Source organism: Alistipes sp. ZOR0009 (assembly GCF_000798815.1).
Classification (GTDB): Bacteria; Bacteroidota; Bacteroidia; order Bacteroidales; family ZOR0009; genus Acetobacteroides.
Map to the genome: position 1 here is coordinate 80,154 of NZ_JTLD01000050.1, position 16,247 is coordinate 96,400.

The 16,247-nt window shown below is 38.2% G+C and carries 14 protein-coding genes; 6 read left to right on the forward strand and 8 right to left on the reverse strand.

Annotation, left to right across the window (positions count from 1 at the left end; translation table 11 throughout):
- Nucleotides 1-26 precede the first annotated feature (26 nt).
- The 4 genes from L990_RS14075 to recG form a co-directional block, all read right to left on the reverse strand.
- The gene (locus tag L990_RS14075; RefSeq protein WP_047450660.1) at nucleotides 27-887 is read right to left on the reverse strand and encodes a Fe-S cluster domain-containing protein; all 861 of its coding nucleotides are present in this window, start codon (nucleotides 885-887) and stop codon (nucleotides 27-29) included.
- A gap of 17 nt (nucleotides 888-904) precedes the next feature.
- Nucleotides 905-1,327 (reverse strand): SoxR reducing system RseC family protein, encoded by a 423-nt coding sequence (locus tag L990_RS14080; RefSeq protein ID WP_047450662.1) that lies wholly within the window; start codon nucleotides 1,325-1,327, stop codon nucleotides 905-907.
- Nucleotides 1,328-1,463: 136 nt separating this feature from the next.
- Nucleotides 1,464-2,327 carry a DUF3108 domain-containing protein gene (locus L990_RS14085; protein WP_081981722.1) on the reverse strand — a complete coding sequence of 288 codons (864 nt, stop codon included), beginning with the start codon at nucleotides 2,325-2,327 and terminating at the stop codon, nucleotides 1,464-1,466.
- A complete protein-coding gene (gene recG, locus L990_RS14090; protein WP_047450664.1) occupies nucleotides 2,327-4,438 on the reverse strand; it encodes an ATP-dependent DNA helicase RecG in 2,112 nt (703 codons plus the stop codon). Before recG ends, L990_RS14085 begins: the two co-directional genes overlap by 1 nt.
- 68 nt (nucleotides 4,439-4,506) lie before the next feature.
- Between recG and L990_RS14095 the strand changes: the two genes are divergently transcribed.
- The 4 genes from L990_RS14095 to L990_RS14110 all read left to right on the forward strand — a co-directional run bounded on the left by L990_RS14095 (nucleotide 4,507) and on the right by L990_RS14110 (nucleotide 6,925).
- Nucleotides 4,507-5,280, forward strand: a complete 774-nt coding sequence (locus tag L990_RS14095) for an O-methyltransferase (protein ID WP_081981723.1) — start codon at nucleotides 4,507-4,509, stop codon at nucleotides 5,278-5,280.
- A gap of 39 nt (nucleotides 5,281-5,319) precedes the next feature.
- Nucleotides 5,320-6,048: an ABC transporter ATP-binding protein gene (locus tag L990_RS14100; RefSeq protein ID WP_047450670.1), complete on the forward strand. Its 729-nt coding sequence runs from the start codon at nucleotides 5,320-5,322 to the stop codon at nucleotides 6,046-6,048.
- Between the two features lie 19 nt (nucleotides 6,049-6,067).
- Nucleotides 6,068-6,619 carry a cob(I)yrinic acid a,c-diamide adenosyltransferase gene (locus L990_RS14105; protein ID WP_047450673.1) on the forward strand — a complete coding sequence of 184 codons (552 nt, stop codon included), beginning with the start codon at nucleotides 6,068-6,070 and terminating at the stop codon, nucleotides 6,617-6,619.
- Between the two features lie 84 nt (nucleotides 6,620-6,703).
- On the forward strand, nucleotides 6,704-6,925 hold the full coding sequence (locus L990_RS14110; RefSeq protein ID WP_047450676.1) for a DUF2795 domain-containing protein: 222 nt from the start codon (nucleotides 6,704-6,706) through the stop codon (nucleotides 6,923-6,925).
- 35 nt (nucleotides 6,926-6,960) lie between these two features.
- Here L990_RS14110 and L990_RS14115 read toward each other — a convergent pair whose 3' ends face one another.
- The 4 genes from L990_RS14115 to guaB all read right to left on the reverse strand — a co-directional run bounded on the left by L990_RS14115 (nucleotide 6,961) and on the right by guaB (nucleotide 12,505).
- Nucleotides 6,961-8,571 carry an LptA/OstA family protein gene (locus L990_RS14115; protein ID WP_047450679.1) on the reverse strand — a complete coding sequence of 537 codons (1,611 nt, stop codon included), beginning with the start codon at nucleotides 8,569-8,571 and terminating at the stop codon, nucleotides 6,961-6,963.
- Nucleotides 8,572-8,574: 3 nt separating this feature from the next.
- A complete protein-coding gene (locus tag L990_RS14120; protein WP_047450681.1) occupies nucleotides 8,575-9,951 on the reverse strand; it encodes a peptidylprolyl isomerase in 1,377 nt (458 codons plus the stop codon).
- A gap of 8 nt (nucleotides 9,952-9,959) precedes the next feature.
- On the reverse strand, nucleotides 9,960-10,814 hold the full coding sequence (locus L990_RS14125; RefSeq protein ID WP_047450685.1) for a hypothetical protein: 855 nt from the start codon (nucleotides 10,812-10,814) through the stop codon (nucleotides 9,960-9,962).
- A 224-nt stretch (nucleotides 10,815-11,038) separates the two neighbouring features.
- Nucleotides 11,039-12,505, reverse strand: coding sequence for an IMP dehydrogenase (guaB, locus tag L990_RS14130; RefSeq protein WP_047450688.1), 1,467 nt, complete (start codon nucleotides 12,503-12,505; stop codon nucleotides 11,039-11,041).
- 325 nt (nucleotides 12,506-12,830) lie between these two features.
- Here guaB and L990_RS14135 point away from each other — a divergent pair, with 325 nt between their 5' ends.
- Nucleotides 12,831-14,732 carry an ATP-dependent DNA helicase RecQ gene (locus L990_RS14135; protein ID WP_047450690.1) on the forward strand — a complete coding sequence of 634 codons (1,902 nt, stop codon included), beginning with the start codon at nucleotides 12,831-12,833 and terminating at the stop codon, nucleotides 14,730-14,732.
- A 113-nt stretch (nucleotides 14,733-14,845) separates the two neighbouring features.
- Nucleotides 14,846-16,234, forward strand: a complete 1,389-nt coding sequence (locus tag L990_RS14140) for an MFS transporter (RefSeq protein WP_047450692.1) — start codon at nucleotides 14,846-14,848, stop codon at nucleotides 16,232-16,234.
- Nucleotides 16,235-16,247 lie beyond the last annotated feature (13 nt).

A 16,247-nucleotide genomic window follows, 5' to 3' on the forward strand; every position in this document is an offset into this window, starting at 1 on the left:
CCTCCAATTATTTTAGATGAATAAACTTAAAGTTCGGCTACAGATGCAGCGTTTTCGGACTTTGGTTTAGCGGGAAAATTTACCTCCCATATTGCAGAAGTAGGACAAGCCTCTACGCATTTTCTGCACAATTTACACTTCTCAAAATTGATGTAAGCAAGGTTGTTTTCAAGTGTAATTGCCTCGAAAGGGCACGTTTTTACGCATTTTCCGCATCCAATACATGCAGATCCACAAGCTTTTCGTGCTATAGCTCCTTTGTCCTTATTGATGCAGGAAACGAAGACACGCCGGCTCTTTGGACCCTTTTTACGAAGTTCAATAATAACCTTCGGACATGCTTTTACACAAGCGCCACAGGCCGTACATTTTTCTTCGTTAACAAAAGGAAGTCCAGTTGTTGGCTCAATTTTGATAGCATCGAAGTTGCATACATTTACACAATCTCCAAATCCAAGACATCCAAATTGGCAGCCAGTTTCTCCAGAATAGGTTGCAGATGCAATGGCACAAGATGGAGCACCATCATACATGTTGATCGTCTTACGATGAGCAAATGTTCCGTTGCATCTAATTACAGCAACCATTGGATCTTTGGCTGCAGCTTCACGTCCTAACGATTTTGCGATAGTCAACATGGTCTCATTTCCGCCAACAGGGCAAAAAAGGTTATCCATTGTCTCCGCTTTGACAATTGCATCTGCCAATCCTCTACAGCCAGGATACCCACAGCCACCGCAGTTTGCTCCAGGCAAAAGAGCCTCTACATCATCAATGCGAGGGTCTTCGTACACCTTAAACTTTTCGGCAACAAAGTAGAGAATAACTGCCAATACAATGCCCAAAAGGCTAAGCGTGATTACAGTTAAAAGAATTGTTGTGTTCATTATAGGGCTTATTTAGGCTAATACGTTTCAATTTTCATGATAAATTTTCGCTCCAACTTTTTTCGAAATAGGTAGAGAAGCAAATAGTATGAAGCGATTGTTGCTAATGTGAGCAATGCTGATATACCCTCTGATTTTAAAAATGTTGAGTATCCCCAAAGACCTACTATTAAAATTAAGACAGGTATCAAGTAAGCAAAAAATACCGATTTTAATCCAGTCGAGACTTCCAGCACTAGATTAACAGTATCACCTTTGCTAACTAGTTGACCTTCATTGGGTATGTGTATTTGTTTTTGCGTCTGTTCAGACATGGAGCAAGCACCTTTTGCATGGCATGATCCGCATGCCGAAGTGCTTACAATACTTACGCATATTGTCTCTGCAGAAACAAATTCAACGACACCTACATGCTCTATTTTCGCACTTTGATGTGACATTTCAGGAACTATAATTAAGGGCTTTTTTTATAAAGTTCCGAATTTAAAGCAAAAGGGAGGTTACTTGTCTATCTGCAATAGTTAAAAGCCGTAAAAAACAGTCTATTAATAATTAATCTAAATTATCAGGATGGGTTTATTTACTTATTTTGGACGTTAGGGGATACTTTAGGTTGCTCATTTCCGTTATTCTAGCCTTGATAGTTCCAACCTTAATTGGTGACTCCATGTAGATTGGCAACCTATTTTGGTCGTCGGTTAACCAAATAAACATATTTTCTTTTCCTGTAAATGCCCTGCTCTTTACCATTTTAGCAGAAAGTTTTATACAACGAAATTCACCAACTCCTTTTACCTTAATGGTTTCCTTCTTGTCGTATTTTATGCTAATATCATGAGCCTTGCTATCGAAAACGATTTGAACAGGAACTGACTGTCCGGGCGAGAGCCTACTAAAATCAATATTTCGAATATTATAGATTAAAGAAATAGCATCACTAGCGCAGGGCGATACAGAGATAGTATCAAAATAGGCAGGATCCTTTTTTTTCTGAATTCGTGCTACTATTTGGTTTTTATCCCAATTGTAGGTGTAAAAATTTTTAAGAAGATAACCATCTTCATTTATGTCTCGATTAAAAAATAAAGGACGCAAAGTGGCCGGATCGAGCCATGTTTCGTAAATATCTCGTACTTGATAAAACCAGTCGTAAAAAGATCTTGATTTTCCAAAGCCACTTACTCTAATAGCATCTTTCCCATTTTTTACTTCTCGCGTTGTTTTTAACCACACATCAACCACGTCAGTCCATACGAAAAACCAGTTGTAGCTAACTACAATTTTTAATTCCTCTCCAACTTTAAATACTCTCGTGGATTCTCCTGTATTTATACCGCAGTTAGATGATTGTCCCTTCGCTGCACTAACGCAGAGCGATAGCATGACTATTAATACTGACACAAATTTCATTCCTGTAACCTTACAATTCGACTTCAACATTAGCTAATCTCTTTCAGATTTACTTTATTTTCTGGGGATAATCTTTGCAACTGTTCTTTTATTACTACATTTTGAGGATTATCTAGTGTAGGATCCTCTTTAAGAACCTCTTCTGCAACTGTTCTTGCATACTGGAGGATTTTTCCATCCTTAGCCAAGTTAGCAATTTTTAGATCGAAAGCAATGCCACTTTGTTGTGTTCCTTCCAAATCACCAGGCCCTCTCAGCTTTAAGTCGACTTCGGCTATTTCAAAGCCATCGCTAGTGTCTACCATAGTTTCTAAGCGTTTTTTTGATTCTTTGGAAAGCTTATGGCCAGACATCAGTATGCAAAATGACTGTTCCGCTCCACGCCCAACACGTCCTCTTAGCTGATGCAGCTGCGAGAGCCCAAAGCGCTCTGCACTCTCAATAACCATAACCGAAGCATTCGGCACGTTAACTCCAACCTCAATGACGGTTGTTGCAACCATTATGTTTGCCTTTCCACTGGCAAATTGAGCCATTGCAAGATCTTTATCTTCTGCTTTCATTTTTCCATGTAGTACTACGGTCACGTAATCTGGAAATGGAAACGCCCTTGTTATGCTTTCATAGCCATCTTCTAAATCTTTATAGTCCATTTTTTCAGATTCCTTTATCAGCGGATATACCACGTAAATCTGACGGCCCTTGGCAATCTCCTCTTTCATAAATCCAAAGAGTCTTCTTCTATGGCTATCTGTAAAATGAATAGTTGTAATTGGTTTGCGCCCAGGTGGAAGCTCATCAATGACAGAAACATCTAAATCTCCGTACATCGTCATTGCCAATGTTCTAGGAATTGGGGTTGCTGACATTACAATAATATGCGGTGGCTGATGATTCTTAGTCCATAACTTCGCCCTTTGCATAACGCCAAATCGGTGCTGCTCATCGATTATAACTAAGCCTAAATTACGAAATTGAACAACATCTTCGATCAGTGCATGAGTTCCTATAAGGAGGTTTATTTTCCCGGCTACGAGCTGTTCATGCAGGTGTTTTCGCTCGCGTTTTTTCGTAGATCCTGTCAATAATGCTACTTCTACAGGCATATCTTTGAGCATTGAGCGAATGGACTCATAGTGCTGAGTTGCTAGAATTTCTGTTGGAGCCATCAAGCTAACCTGGTAGCCATTATCACTGGCTATCAAAGACATCATTAAGGCTACAAGCGTTTTGCCACTTCCTACATCCCCCTGCAAAAGGCGATTCATTTGCCTTCCACTCCCCATATCAGCACGCATTTCCTTTATGACTCTTTTTTGAGCATTAGTTAGAGGAAATGGAAGGTAATCGTGATAAAAAGTATTGAATTTATCACCAACAATCTTACATAACAGCCCCTTAAAACCTCTTTCTCTTAGAACTTTTTGTTTAAGCAGATTTATTTGAATATAGAATAGCTCCTCAAATTTTAATCGTTGTATGGCTGATTGAAGTAAATGCGAACTTTGAGGGAAATGTACATTGATAAGGGCATCCCGTAAAGGGAGCAACTTGAGCTTTTTAACCAAGTAATCAGGAAGCGATTCTCCTATTTGGTTTGCTACCGTTTGTAGCAAAGTGGCAACAATTCTAGAAAACGCTTTAGTTGACAAAAAACTATCTTTTAGAGTTTCTGTGCTACAATAAACGCCATGTATTGCCGTATTTATTATTCCTACCTCTACTTTAGGAACTTCAATTTCAGGATGAGCAATATTTAATTTTCCATTAAAAGTAGAAGGTTTGCCGAATAGTACGTAATCGGTACCTGCCTTGTACTTGTCTTTAATCCACTTTATTCCTTGAAACCAAATAACCTCAATTGAAGATCGTCCATCGCTAAAGTATCCAACTAGCCGTTTCGACCGTCCATCTCCAACTTGATCAAACCGTGTGAATTTTCCCCTGATCTGAACGTAAGGCATATCGGCATGCAACTCCGAAATCAAGTAAAACTTAGACCTATCAACATACCTAAAGGGGAATGTGTAAAGAAGATCTTCAAATGTTTTTATACTCAACTCTTTTTCCAAAAGTTGAGCTCTTTTGGGACCAACTCCTGGTATAAACTTTATCTCACTGTTCAAAATGCTCGAACGCATTGCCTTTTATTAATTTTACAATCAAAAATACTCTAAATTATGTTTTAAATTTGCAGTCAATTAGCAAAATGATGAAGAAAGTCTTTCAGGTAGCAGAATTTATCAAGTATTTAATAGGGGCTAAGCATTGGAGAGGGCACGGAGTACATTCGCCTTTCATGTATGATTTTGTCAGAAACACCCTAATGAAGGCGCATAAGCAGCCTAACTCGCGATTATATGAACGTGCTTTTAATAAAATAGCCCCTAAATATATTGAACAAAGTACATTTGGAGCCAAATGTAAGTCGGGTTGTATAACAAGCAATACGCAGTTTCGTAAGATTAGTATTACTCCAAAATATGGTAAACTGCTAAACAATATTGTAAAAAACTATCAACCACGACACATCCTCGAACTGGGTTCTGGTCTTGGTGTTTCTAGTTTCTATCTCGCATATCAAAATTTGAAAACCCAAATTGTCTCTGTAGAGGGCATGTCTAGCTATGCGTCCATATCAAGTAAATGCATGGAAGCACTGGATATCAAAAATGTTTCAATTAAAACTTGTAGCTTTGAGGATTATCTAAATTGTTTAGACAAGGAGTTGTTCGACCTTGTTTTTATCGATGGTTCGCATAGCTACAGCTCAACCATTAGCTATGTCGATGGCATTATGAGGCATACCTCCTCAAACGCATTTATAATAATTGACGATATCAGATGGTCGGCTGAAATGCAATTAGCATGGAATAAGATAAAAGAACACTCAAAGGTAAGAGTATCTGTCGATTTGGGGAGAATGGGCATGCTTTTTTTAAATCCTGAACTACAAAAGGAAGAGTATGTGATAAGATATTGATTTTTTTCTTAATTTCAAGAAAATTATTTGGCATCGCTTATGTCTAAAACTAGTATCATCGATATCCAAGGAATAACAAAGTTCTATAAAGTAGGAACGCAGGTTGTTAAAGCACTTCGTGGTGTAGATATCCAGATTGGAGCAAATGAGTATGTAGCAATCATGGGCCCTTCGGGTTCAGGAAAAACAACCCTAATGAATATTTTAGGCTGTTTGGATACCCCTACGGATGGTGTCTATATTCTAAATGGTACTGATGTAAGTAAAATGGTTGATGACGAGCTTGCCGACGTAAGAAATAAGGAAATTGGCTTCGTATTTCAAACATTTAACTTGCTTCCACGTTATTCCGCTCTGGATAACGTGATGTTACCACTCATTTATGCAGGATATACCAAAGAAGAACGAGAAATAAAGGCTAGAGAATCCCTTGAAAATGTTGGGCTGACCGATCGTATGGATCATAAGCCAAACGAGCTCTCAGGGGGGCAAAGACAGCGTGTAGCAGTTGCGCGTGCGCTCATCAACAAGCCTTCCATTATTTTGGCAGATGAGCCAACAGGCAACCTAGATACCAAAACCTCAATTGATATTATGAATCTGTTTGAGGAAATATATAAAAAGGGGAATACAATAATTGTTGTAACTCACGAAGAGGACATTGCCAAGCATGCCAGAAGAATCGTTCGTCTTAGAGATGGCGTAATAGAGTCGGATTACATCAACGAAAATCCAACACTATTTCAAGAAGTTAAGTTGGAAAATTAGCCTGTTTAATCTAATTAAAATGAAGCTTTACACTAAAACTGGAGACAAAGGAAATACCTCGCTGGCCTCAGGTACGAGGGTTTCTAAAACGCATCCACGTATAGAGGCATATGGCACTGTAGATGAGCTCACCGCATACGTAGGTCTTATAAGAGATACTTCAGACGATCAATATGTTAAAGAAGTTCTTTTAGAAGTATTGGATAGATTAATGACCATTGGAGGAATTCTATCATTCGAGAAGGTAGATCATGGCTATAAAATTCCACAAATTATTAGCGATGATTTTACATATATTGAAGCGAAAATTGATGAATTTACGGCAGAAGTCCCTGCAATGCGATCTTTTGTTATTCCTGGTGGTACAATTCTCTCATCGCACTGCCAAATAGCCCGAACAATTTGTCGTAGAGCAGAACGTGCTGTTTTACGGTTAAGCGAGGAATCAGAAGTACCAGAGCAATGTACCCAATATTTGAACCGTTTATCTGATTTTCTGTTTATTTTGGCACGAAAGTGTGTTAAGGATGCCAACATAAACGAAATTCCATGGCATCCGCGTGTAGATTAAAAAATATTTTTTTTTAATTTGCAACATGATAAGAGCCTTAAAGCTCCATTAACAGATTTAGCGAATTATTTTAACCCATTCACTATGTATTGGACACTAGAACTTGCATCAAAACTAGAAGACGCTCCATGGCCTGCATCTAAAGATGAGCTTATTGACTATGCAACCCGATCGGGTGCTCCTCTTGAGGTTATTGAAAATCTTCAAGAGATTGAGGATGAAGGTGAAATATACGAGAGCATCGAGGATATTTGGCCTGATTATCCAAGTAAAGATGACTTTTTCTTTAATGAAGATGAGTATTAGAAGAAATAAATAAGGGGATCATTTGATCCCCTTATTTATTCTTTAAATGTCGTATCGAGCTTCTTGCCATATATTTGCAGGTAGTATGGGAATGTAGGCTTAGGAATCGCCTCAACCTCCTTAGACTGATCTTTTCTAACAATCTTTCTCGTTATATCAAAACGACTCGTCGGACGATTTTCTGGCGTCCATTTAAATCCTTTAAGTTTTATCTGGGATTCTTCAACTTTACCTAGCGGGAAAATATTCGATTCTGGTTTTACCTTAAAAACCATTGTTGAAACCTTTCCTTCGTCCAAATTTATTCCAATATTACTGCTTGTTGCCAAATTCACGCCTTCAATTTCGGTACTGTCTTTGACAAAATAGACCGTTTGACCGTTGCCCTTTACGTCTACTTTCGAAATCTTATTTTTATCGTTAAAAAAAACCGTCATGCTACGACCTTTTATTTGGTTGTAGTATTTTTCAGTTTCCTTCTGTGCTATAAAAGAGTTCAAAACAAGCTCAGCTCTATCAACTTTTTTGTTTTTAGTAAATACGGAAATAGAGTCGGCTGTAATTTGATTTTGTTCGTTCCATATAATAGGAATTCCATACATATACATTATGGAATCTTTTGTCGAATAAACAAGAGAGTCTGCAGTACCTTGAAGATCTTTACGATAGTACCTTACTGTCCCAAGCGCTTTTACAAAACGTATCAACGAATCTTTTGTTGTAACGTGCTTATTCCTAACATTAAGCACCTTCAATGTATCTGCTCTCAAGAATAAGCTATCTTCTTTTGGTTGAAATGTTATACCAACAGCATTTTTAGTAGCAAAGGCATACTCCTTCTTTTTATCTATAAAGCCATTATCAGCAAGTAAAGCTGAATGGTTAGCAGTATCGAGGATGCATGTATTCTTGCCTAAAAAGAGGTGCTCTCTCTGCTTATCATAAACAACTGAGTCAGCCCAAGCCTGATGCTCTTTTGAGAGAGCATAGGAGTTTTCAAATAGCCTGAATGTTTTTGAAGGCTCATGATAGGTCCCCTTTTTAGCAGTGAGGATACCATCTTTATGCCATATGGTAGTACGACCTAAAATGGTCATCACCTTTGCATTCTTATTATAGTTTGCAGAATCTGCTGTGGCTAAATAACTTTTATTGTAGGCTTGAACTTTATTTTTTAAATAGGTACGACCTTCTTTTTCGTAATGCGTTCCACTTTCACTCTCAATAATATTTCCATCAGAAGTAATTACGCCACCTCCAAAAAAGTAAAAAATTTCATCTTTTAATTTGTAGTTAATAAATGGAGATTCGAGAGTCGTTCCATCTTTATTAACGATTTTAACAACACCTCCACTGCTTCTGATTTCTGCAATATCCGTTACCTTATTGATAACCATATCAGAAGCATACAAAATCATACCATCCTTTCTCAGGATCACATTTCCAATGAACCTAATTATATCTCCTTCCGAAGTTCCTGTATTACTAGTAATGGTAGCACTCCCTTTTACTGCTTTGGCATTGTCGAGAACCCCTACTCCATTTATAAATCGATAGTTATCACCAGAAACCGACCAATCTTGAGCAAAGATAGAACTCGCCTGAATCGTAAAGAGAATAAACAATAATTTGGAAAGTAACTTCATCTACTACTTTTTAAACCAACCTTTTCTTTCAAAAACACAGTTTCCAAACGAAGGGTCAATTTTGATATACATGGATTGAATTTTTTCAGTTAACCATTGATCAAAATATCTTCGTTGCTTTTCTTGTAATGCGATATCCTGCAAAAGTTTAAAATCATCTTTTAAGTTCGCAACGTGTGAAGGAATGAACTTTTCAATTTTCATAATTTTCACAATCGACTGTCCTGCCTCATCAATAGATTCGTAGGGGTCTGATATCTGGCCTTCTTTCAAGTTGCTAATTGCAAAATAATCTGCTTTGTTAATAAAATCTTTGTCAAACTTTGTTGAATTATAGTTTGTGTTGGATTGCACAGGAACTTGATTAACAACTAGTCCTCCACTTAAACGAGTATTTTTGTCTTCCGAAAAACGTAGGGCTGCCAAATCGAATTTGATAGAATCCTGACGGATTAGACGAGCAATACTATCCAGCTTGTTTTTTACTTTTAGATGATCTTCTGCTGAAAATTCAGGTTTAATCAGAATGTGACGCGCGTTGAATAAATCACCACGACGCTCTACCATTTGGATAATATGAAAGCCATACTCCGTTTCTACGATGTTGGATACTTGACCTTCCTTCAAATTAGAGCAGGCATCTGCAAATGGCTTAACATAATTCTTAGCAGATGCGAGGCCTAATTCTCCTCCTCTTTTGGCTGATTCAATATCTTGAGAATATAGAATAGCTAAATTTGCAAATTTTTCCCCTTTAAGTACACGCTCACGAATGGAAAGAAGCTTCTGACGTGCTTCCAACTTGGCATCACCACTTGCTGGAGGATAAAGAACTATTTGACGGAATACGTACTGATCGGGTAATAGTGGTAGGCTATCTTTGGGGCGGGCACTAAAGTACTTCTGTACATCACTTGGAGTAATGGTTACTTTTTCGTTGATTGTACCCTGCATCTGGTTCGCCAAATATTGATCTTTGATAGTTTCTCTCAGCTCCTGTTTAATTTGAAATGATGTTTTTTTATACATCTCTTCTACGGCTTTCATGGAGCCCAACGTTGCAACCATACGATCTAAACGATCTTCTAAAGCACCTTCAACGCCCATTGAGTTGATTTTAAGGCTATCTAACCGAGCTTGATTTAGGAGCAGCTTCTCAGTAAGCATTTGCTCCAATATGATGCACTTAGGGTCACCAGAAGTTGGCATTTCTCCACTTTGTTTCATCATAAGTAAGCGTTGCTCAATATCGGAGGCAAGAATAATGTCTTTTCCAACAATTGCTACAACATAGTCAATTGCACCTTTTTGTTGGGCAAACGACATCAACCCGGTAGCCACAAAAAGTAACGTAAATAGTACTTTAGAAAGCCTTTGCATATAGAATTTTATTTATTGTCAATGTAAACTCGTACTTTTTCATTCTTCTTTGCGTCTTCAAAAATATTCTTTTCGAAGTTTTGAATCAATTCTTGTCGACGTTTATTTAGAATGATATTTTTGATGGACTCTCGCTCAAACTCAAAGGGTGATATTGCACCTTTCATTTTATACTGTCGCACTGAAACAAAGTAGGTGTAGGTTGAATCTTTCTGCTCGAAGTTAGGATTCTTTACCAAAAATTCATCGGCATTGTCGGGTTTTACAGGCAGTTCTCCCAATATCTCGTTAAAATACACCCAACTATCGTTGAAATAATCAAAATTTTCGGCAGCCTGTTTACCTAAATTTTCTAACGCTCTCATATTTGACTCCCCACTTTGCTTATAGAGATCACGAAACTTTCCAATATAGGGAGAGTTTGATTTTACTTTAATATATAAAGCGCGGACAATAGATGCTGGAAGTATAAACGTTTGAGAATTTTGGTTGTACACCTTTTGCATTTCCTCTTTGGTGATATTGGTGTCCAAATTCTGACTCAAAAACTGCTGTTCATAAAGATTTATAAGCAATGTTGTACGGTAGTCTTCGAGTTGCTGAGTTAAATCCTTATCAGACGTGGATAGGTTATCCTCGGCAATATGCAGCAATATTTGCTTCCGTGACCAGCTTTCAATGTAGCTTCTAAGCAGCACTAAGCTGTCTGCAGGCTTAATTCCTGCAGGGAAAATACTTTTTATTTGCGATAGATATAACTTGTTACCATACACTTCGGCGACTGGTTCTTCCTGTGCATCTTTAAAATACGAGCAAGAGACAAAAATCAGACCTAATGCTGCAACTATAATGGTTTTCCTCATTTTCAGTATTAATCGTAATGAACGACGGTTTACAAAAATAGGCAAATAGCCGATTTTATTGCAATGATAACGCGTTTCAAAGTCAATTTATTGGAGAAATGATGAAAATATTTTTCAACAATTGAATGCTAATCATCAAATCCTCTTAATTACCATCTAGTTACAATGAAAAAGAGGATGACTAACTGCTGTTAGAGCATCCTCCTAAATATGCTTGTTACAAATTATCTGCTATAATTTGGTGCTTCGCGAGTTATTTGAACATCGTGAGGATGGCTTTCGTTTATTCCAGAATTGGTAATACGAATGAAACGAGCATTTTTAAGATCGGTAATATTAGGAGCTCCGCAGTACCCCATACCTGCCCGTAATCCACCAATCATTTGGTAGAGCACTTCTGCCAAATTCCCCTTAAATGGAACTCTAGCTACGATCCCCTCTGGAACCAACTTTTTAACATCCTCTTCTACATCTTGAAAGTAGCGATCTTTTGAACCTTGCTGCATTGCATCAAGCGATCCCATTCCCCGATATGACTTAAACTTGCGACCATTATAGATAATGGTTTCTCCTGGCGACTCTTCAACACCAGCAAACATAGATCCAGCCATTATTGTATCTGCTCCTGCAGCCAGTGCTTTTACAATATCTCCAGAATAACGGATCCCTCCATCTGCAATAATTGGAACTCCAGTATCCTTTATTGCTGCATATACATCCCAAATTGCTTCCAACTGAGGAACTCCAACACCTGCGATTACGCGGGTGGTACAGATTGAGCCAGGTCCAATACCAACTTTAACGGCATCAGCACCCGCATCTACCAACATACGAGCGGCTTCTCCTGTTGCAATATTTCCAATAACGACTTCTAGCGTTGGATAACTTTTTTTCACCAACTTAAGAAGGTCAACAACACCTTTAGAGTGCCCATGAGCGGTATCAATGACGATAGCATCTACATTTGCCTCCACTAGAGCTTTTATTCTAGCCATAGAATCTGGCGTAACCCCAACTCCAGCTGCCGCTCTTAGGCGTCCTTTTGAATCCTTACAAGCATTTGGATTGTCCTTTATCTTTGTAATATCTTTGAAAGTGAGAAGGCCTACAAGCTTATTATCCTTGTCAACAACAGGTAGTTTCTCTATCTTATTCTTTTTTAGGATATCTGTAGCCTTATCCAACTCCGACGACATTGTTGTTATGATATTTTCAGAAGTCATAACTTCATGTACCGGACGAGACATGTCTTCCTGAAAACGCAAATCGCGATTGGTAACAATTCCCACAAGAACATTGTTGTCATCGACTACGGGAATTCCTCCAATTTTATTTTCCTTCATCAGCTGAAGCGCATCGCCAACAGTCCCCGAAAAATGTAGCGTTATAGGATCGTAAATCATCCCATTTTCGGCACGTTTTACCTTACGAACTTGAGCAGCTTGTGCTTCTATTGACATATTCTTATGAATCACCCCAATACCGCCTTCGCGTGCAATAGCAATTGCCAAATCGGCCTCCGTAACGGTATCCATTGCGGCAGATACAATAGGAGCGTTTAACTTAATGTTGCGGGTAAAACGGGTTGAAATGTCAACGTTGCGTGGTAAAACTTCAGAATAGGCTGGTACTAAGAGTACATCATCGAAAGTTAATCCTTCGGTTACGAGCTTTTCAGTAATGAACGACATCTGGAAGTATTTTTTAAAATTGAGCAAAATTAGCAATTTTATTTATCTCTATTACCCGAAATCGATATAGTTTACATTTTTTATTAAACTATGGGACTTTGCATTGAATCTATCAATACATTTTACCTGTTTGCCTTTCAATATGATAGTTTATGTAGTTGAATAAATTGCAGATTGTCTCATTAACATTTGCGTACTGTTTTCAGTAAAACCCATTCCGCCTTATTGCGACATGGTCTATTCTACTGTTTAGTTAGGTATGCGCTAATGCGAAGTCTGTCTTTGAATAAATTCTATATTTGTAGTTGGGACAACAACACTTCCAATGGATCTTTTTCATCAAATACTCAAAAAACATTACGGTTATAGCCAGTTTCGTCCATTGCAACTCGACATCATACAGTCGGTTTACGAAGGACACGACACGCTTGCTTTAATGCCTACAGGCGGAGGTAAATCTATAACCTTTCAAATTCCTGCTTTAGCAATGGGAGGCACTTGCTTGGTTGTTTCTCCTCTTATTGCGCTGATGAAGGATCAGGTGGAAAATTTAAAGAAGAAAAGTATTAGCGCTATTGCCATTCACTCAGGTCTTACAGGCAGAGAAATAGATATAGCATTAGATAATGTTGCATACGGCAATGTCAAGTTTCTTTACCTTTCGCCAGAGCGAGTTGGAACAGATCTTTTTCTGGCCCGTCTTCAAAACATGACCATTAGCATGATTGCTGTAGATGAAGCTCACTGTATTTCACAGTGGGGTTACGATTTTCGTCCATCCTACTTAGAGATAGCAGAGCTACGCAAGCGGCTACCTGGAGTTCCTGTGCTCGCTGTAACAGCAACGGCAACACCAGAAGTTGCTGCTGATATACAAGAAAAATTATGCTTCAAAGATGGTCGGCTATTTCAATCCAGTTTTGAGCGATCTAATCTTGCTTATGTGGTGCGTACTTGCGACGATAAGGAGCAGCAGCTGATTAAAATTGCGAATAATGTAAAGGGCTCTGGAGTAGTTTATGTTAGAAATCGTAACAAAACAAAGGAAATTGCAACAGCACTGGCCAAAGCTGGCATTTCCGCAGATTTCTATCATGCGGGGCTATCTACAGAAATGAGGAGTTTAAAGCAAGATAAATGGATTAAAAATCAGATTCGAGTAATTGTAGCAACCAATGCATTTGGAATGGGGATTGACAAGCCAGATGTTCGTTTTGTTGTTCATATGGATATTCCTGATTGCGTTGAAGCATACTTTCAGGAAGCAGGACGCGCTGGACGAGATCTTAAAAAAGCATATGCCGTACTGCTTTATAGCAATGCCGATGAAGTCCGATCTCGAGATAAGCTGGAGAAGTCATTTCCGCCTATCGACGAAGTTAAAAGGATTTATAGTGCACTTCACTCCTTTTACAATATTCCGTATGGAGGAGGAAAAGGTAGCGTCTACGATTTCAATCTGATTGAATTCTGCACCCAGTACAGAATGAGTTCGCTAATTGTATACAATGCAATACAAATACTCAAAGGAGAAGGCTATTTAGAGGTAACTGATGAGCTGGATAATCCCTCAAGAGCAATGTTTACCGTTTCGAGGGAGGATTTGTATAAAGTTCAAGTGTCCAGAAAGGAGCTTGAGGCTATATCAAAGCTGCTGCTTAGATCTTATACTGGCCTTTTTTCCAACTATGTAAATATCGACGAAGGATACCTTGCTCGTGCATCCAACACCACTCCACAAGTTATCTACGAGTTACTTAAGCAGCTCGCTAAAACAAACGTAATAACCTATATCCCTCGAAAAAAAACTCCGCTCATTATTTTCACGGAAGAACGATTAGATGATAAAAATATCCGTTTTTCTCCTGAAAACTATAAGTATAGAAAGGATCGCTACCAAAAGCGACTTGACTCAATGCTCGAATACTGTAACACACATAAATGCAGAAACCAGCAGCTACTGGCCTACTTTGGCGAAAAAATAGATAAGCAATGTGGAGTATGTGACGTTTGCCTCGAAAAAAATGAGCTGGACCTAACAAACTATGATTTCGAGATAATAAAAGGGAATATAAAGCAAAACATAACTTCTGCTGGCATTTTACCTAATGAGTTGATAAATGGGCTAGCATGCGCTCCCGAAAAAGCGCTGATCGTACTCAACTGGCTGATAGATAATGGAAACATTGAAATAGTTGGAGAGAAACTATTTCTTAAAAATCAATAATTTAAAATGTGTTATATTTTTTATCGCTTTTAGCGTAAAATTGCCACCTTTTTAAGGTTAATGTTAGCTCATTTTGTTTAGTTTTGCCACAATCTAAAATTTAATCTACAACAATGACAGAAAAAATTCAGCACGCACTCTCTGAGTCAAAGACTGCAAGGTGGATTGCGCTTGTGTTGATATCTTCAACAATGTTTTTTGCCTACTTCTTCGTAGACGTGGCATCTCCACTAAAAACTATGCTGGAAACTCAATACCATTGGAGTTCAGACGCATTTGGTTTTTATGGTGGACAAGAATTTTTCTTTAATGTATTCCTCGGATTTTTAATCATTTCAGGGATTATCCTCGATAAGATGGGAATTCGTTTTACCCTAATTACGGCTGGTATTACAATGGTACTTGGGGCATTGATAAAAATTTATGCGCTGACATTTGTCGGAAAAGACGGAGTATCAACCCTATTATGGATGACCTATCCTAATACTGTATGGATAGCCTGTTTAGGTTTTGCCGTTTTTGGCATCGGTGTCGAAATGGCCGGAATTACCGTATCGAAGACTATCGTTAAATGGTTTAAAGGGAAAGAACTAGCTCTTGCTATGGGATTGGAAATGGCTTTAGCCCGTTTAGGTGTATTTGCAGTAATGTGGCTATCTCCTATTTTTGCTACAAACGGAGGACCTGCAAATTCATTTATTTGGGGATGTGCTTTCCTTTGCATTGGATTCCTAACTTTCCTAACCTATACTTTCATGGATGCAAAGTTGGATAAACAATTAAATATTAGCGCAACTTCTGATCCTGAAGATGAATTTAAAATTAGCGATATTGGTAAAATATTTACAAACCCTGGTTTTCTTGCCATTGCAGGTCTTTGCGTTCTATTTTATTCTGCAATTTTTCCATTCCAGAGATTTGCACCTCAAATGCTTGCAAGTAAACTAGATATAGCAGAAGGAATTGCATCTCGTTATGTTTCTATGTTTCCTATAGGGGCCATGATCCTTACTCCATTTATCGGTTTCTTCCTTGACAAAAAGGGCTTGGGAGCAAAAATGATGCTATATGGAGCTATTCTATTAACTGCTTCGCACCTTATCTTTGCCTTAGTGCCAGCAGAATCTTTTAATTCAGCAATTGCAATATTTACGATTGTTATTCTTGGCATTGCATTCTCATTAGTTCCTGCTTCAATGTGGCCATCTGTACCAAAAATTGTAGAAAGTCGCTACCTTGGGTCTGCTTATGGATTAATTTTTTGGATTCAAAACTGGGGATTATGGGGCGTTCCAATGCTTATTGGTTATGCTCTTACGAAATCAAATCCGGGTGTTTCAGAAAAAATTGCATCAGGAGAACTAACGGCTACGGCATACAACTATACAGTTCCTGAACTAATTTTTACAGGTTTCGGTATTGCTGCTATTATTCTTAGCCTTATACTAAGAAGAGTTGACAGAAATAGGGGATACGGCTTAGACCTTCCTAATAAGAAATAGTATTAAATTGAAA

Excerpts from the sequence above, each read along its gene's own strand:
- L990_RS14075 (WP_047450660.1), bottom strand. The coding sequence starts at position 887 with ATGAACACAACAATTCTTTTAACTGTAATCACGCTTAGCCTTTTGGGC.
- L990_RS14080 (WP_047450662.1), bottom strand. The coding sequence starts at position 1,327 with ATGTCACATCAAAGTGCGAAAATAGAGCATGTAGGTGTCGTTGAATTT.
- L990_RS14085 (WP_081981722.1), bottom strand. The coding sequence starts at position 2,327 with ATGTTGAAGTCGAATTGTAAGGTTACAGGAATGAAATTTGTGTCAGTA.
- recG (WP_047450664.1), bottom strand. The coding sequence starts at position 4,438 with ATGCGTTCGAGCATTTTGAACAGTGAGATAAAGTTTATACCAGGAGTT.
- L990_RS14095 (WP_081981723.1), top strand. The coding sequence starts at position 4,507 with ATGATGAAGAAAGTCTTTCAGGTAGCAGAATTTATCAAGTATTTAATA.
- L990_RS14100 (WP_047450670.1), top strand. The coding sequence starts at position 5,320 with ATGTCTAAAACTAGTATCATCGATATCCAAGGAATAACAAAGTTCTAT.
- L990_RS14105 (WP_047450673.1), top strand. The coding sequence starts at position 6,068 with ATGAAGCTTTACACTAAAACTGGAGACAAAGGAAATACCTCGCTGGCC.
- L990_RS14110 (WP_047450676.1), top strand. The coding sequence starts at position 6,704 with ATGTATTGGACACTAGAACTTGCATCAAAACTAGAAGACGCTCCATGG.
- L990_RS14115 (WP_047450679.1), bottom strand. The coding sequence starts at position 8,571 with ATGAAGTTACTTTCCAAATTATTGTTTATTCTCTTTACGATTCAGGCG.
- L990_RS14120 (WP_047450681.1), bottom strand. The coding sequence starts at position 9,951 with ATGCAAAGGCTTTCTAAAGTACTATTTACGTTACTTTTTGTGGCTACC.
- L990_RS14125 (WP_047450685.1), bottom strand. The coding sequence starts at position 10,814 with ATGAGGAAAACCATTATAGTTGCAGCATTAGGTCTGATTTTTGTCTCT.
- guaB (WP_047450688.1), bottom strand. The coding sequence starts at position 12,505 with ATGTCGTTCATTACTGAAAAGCTCGTAACCGAAGGATTAACTTTCGAT.
- L990_RS14135 (WP_047450690.1), top strand. The coding sequence starts at position 12,831 with ATGGATCTTTTTCATCAAATACTCAAAAAACATTACGGTTATAGCCAG.
- L990_RS14140 (WP_047450692.1), top strand. The coding sequence starts at position 14,846 with ATGACAGAAAAAATTCAGCACGCACTCTCTGAGTCAAAGACTGCAAGG.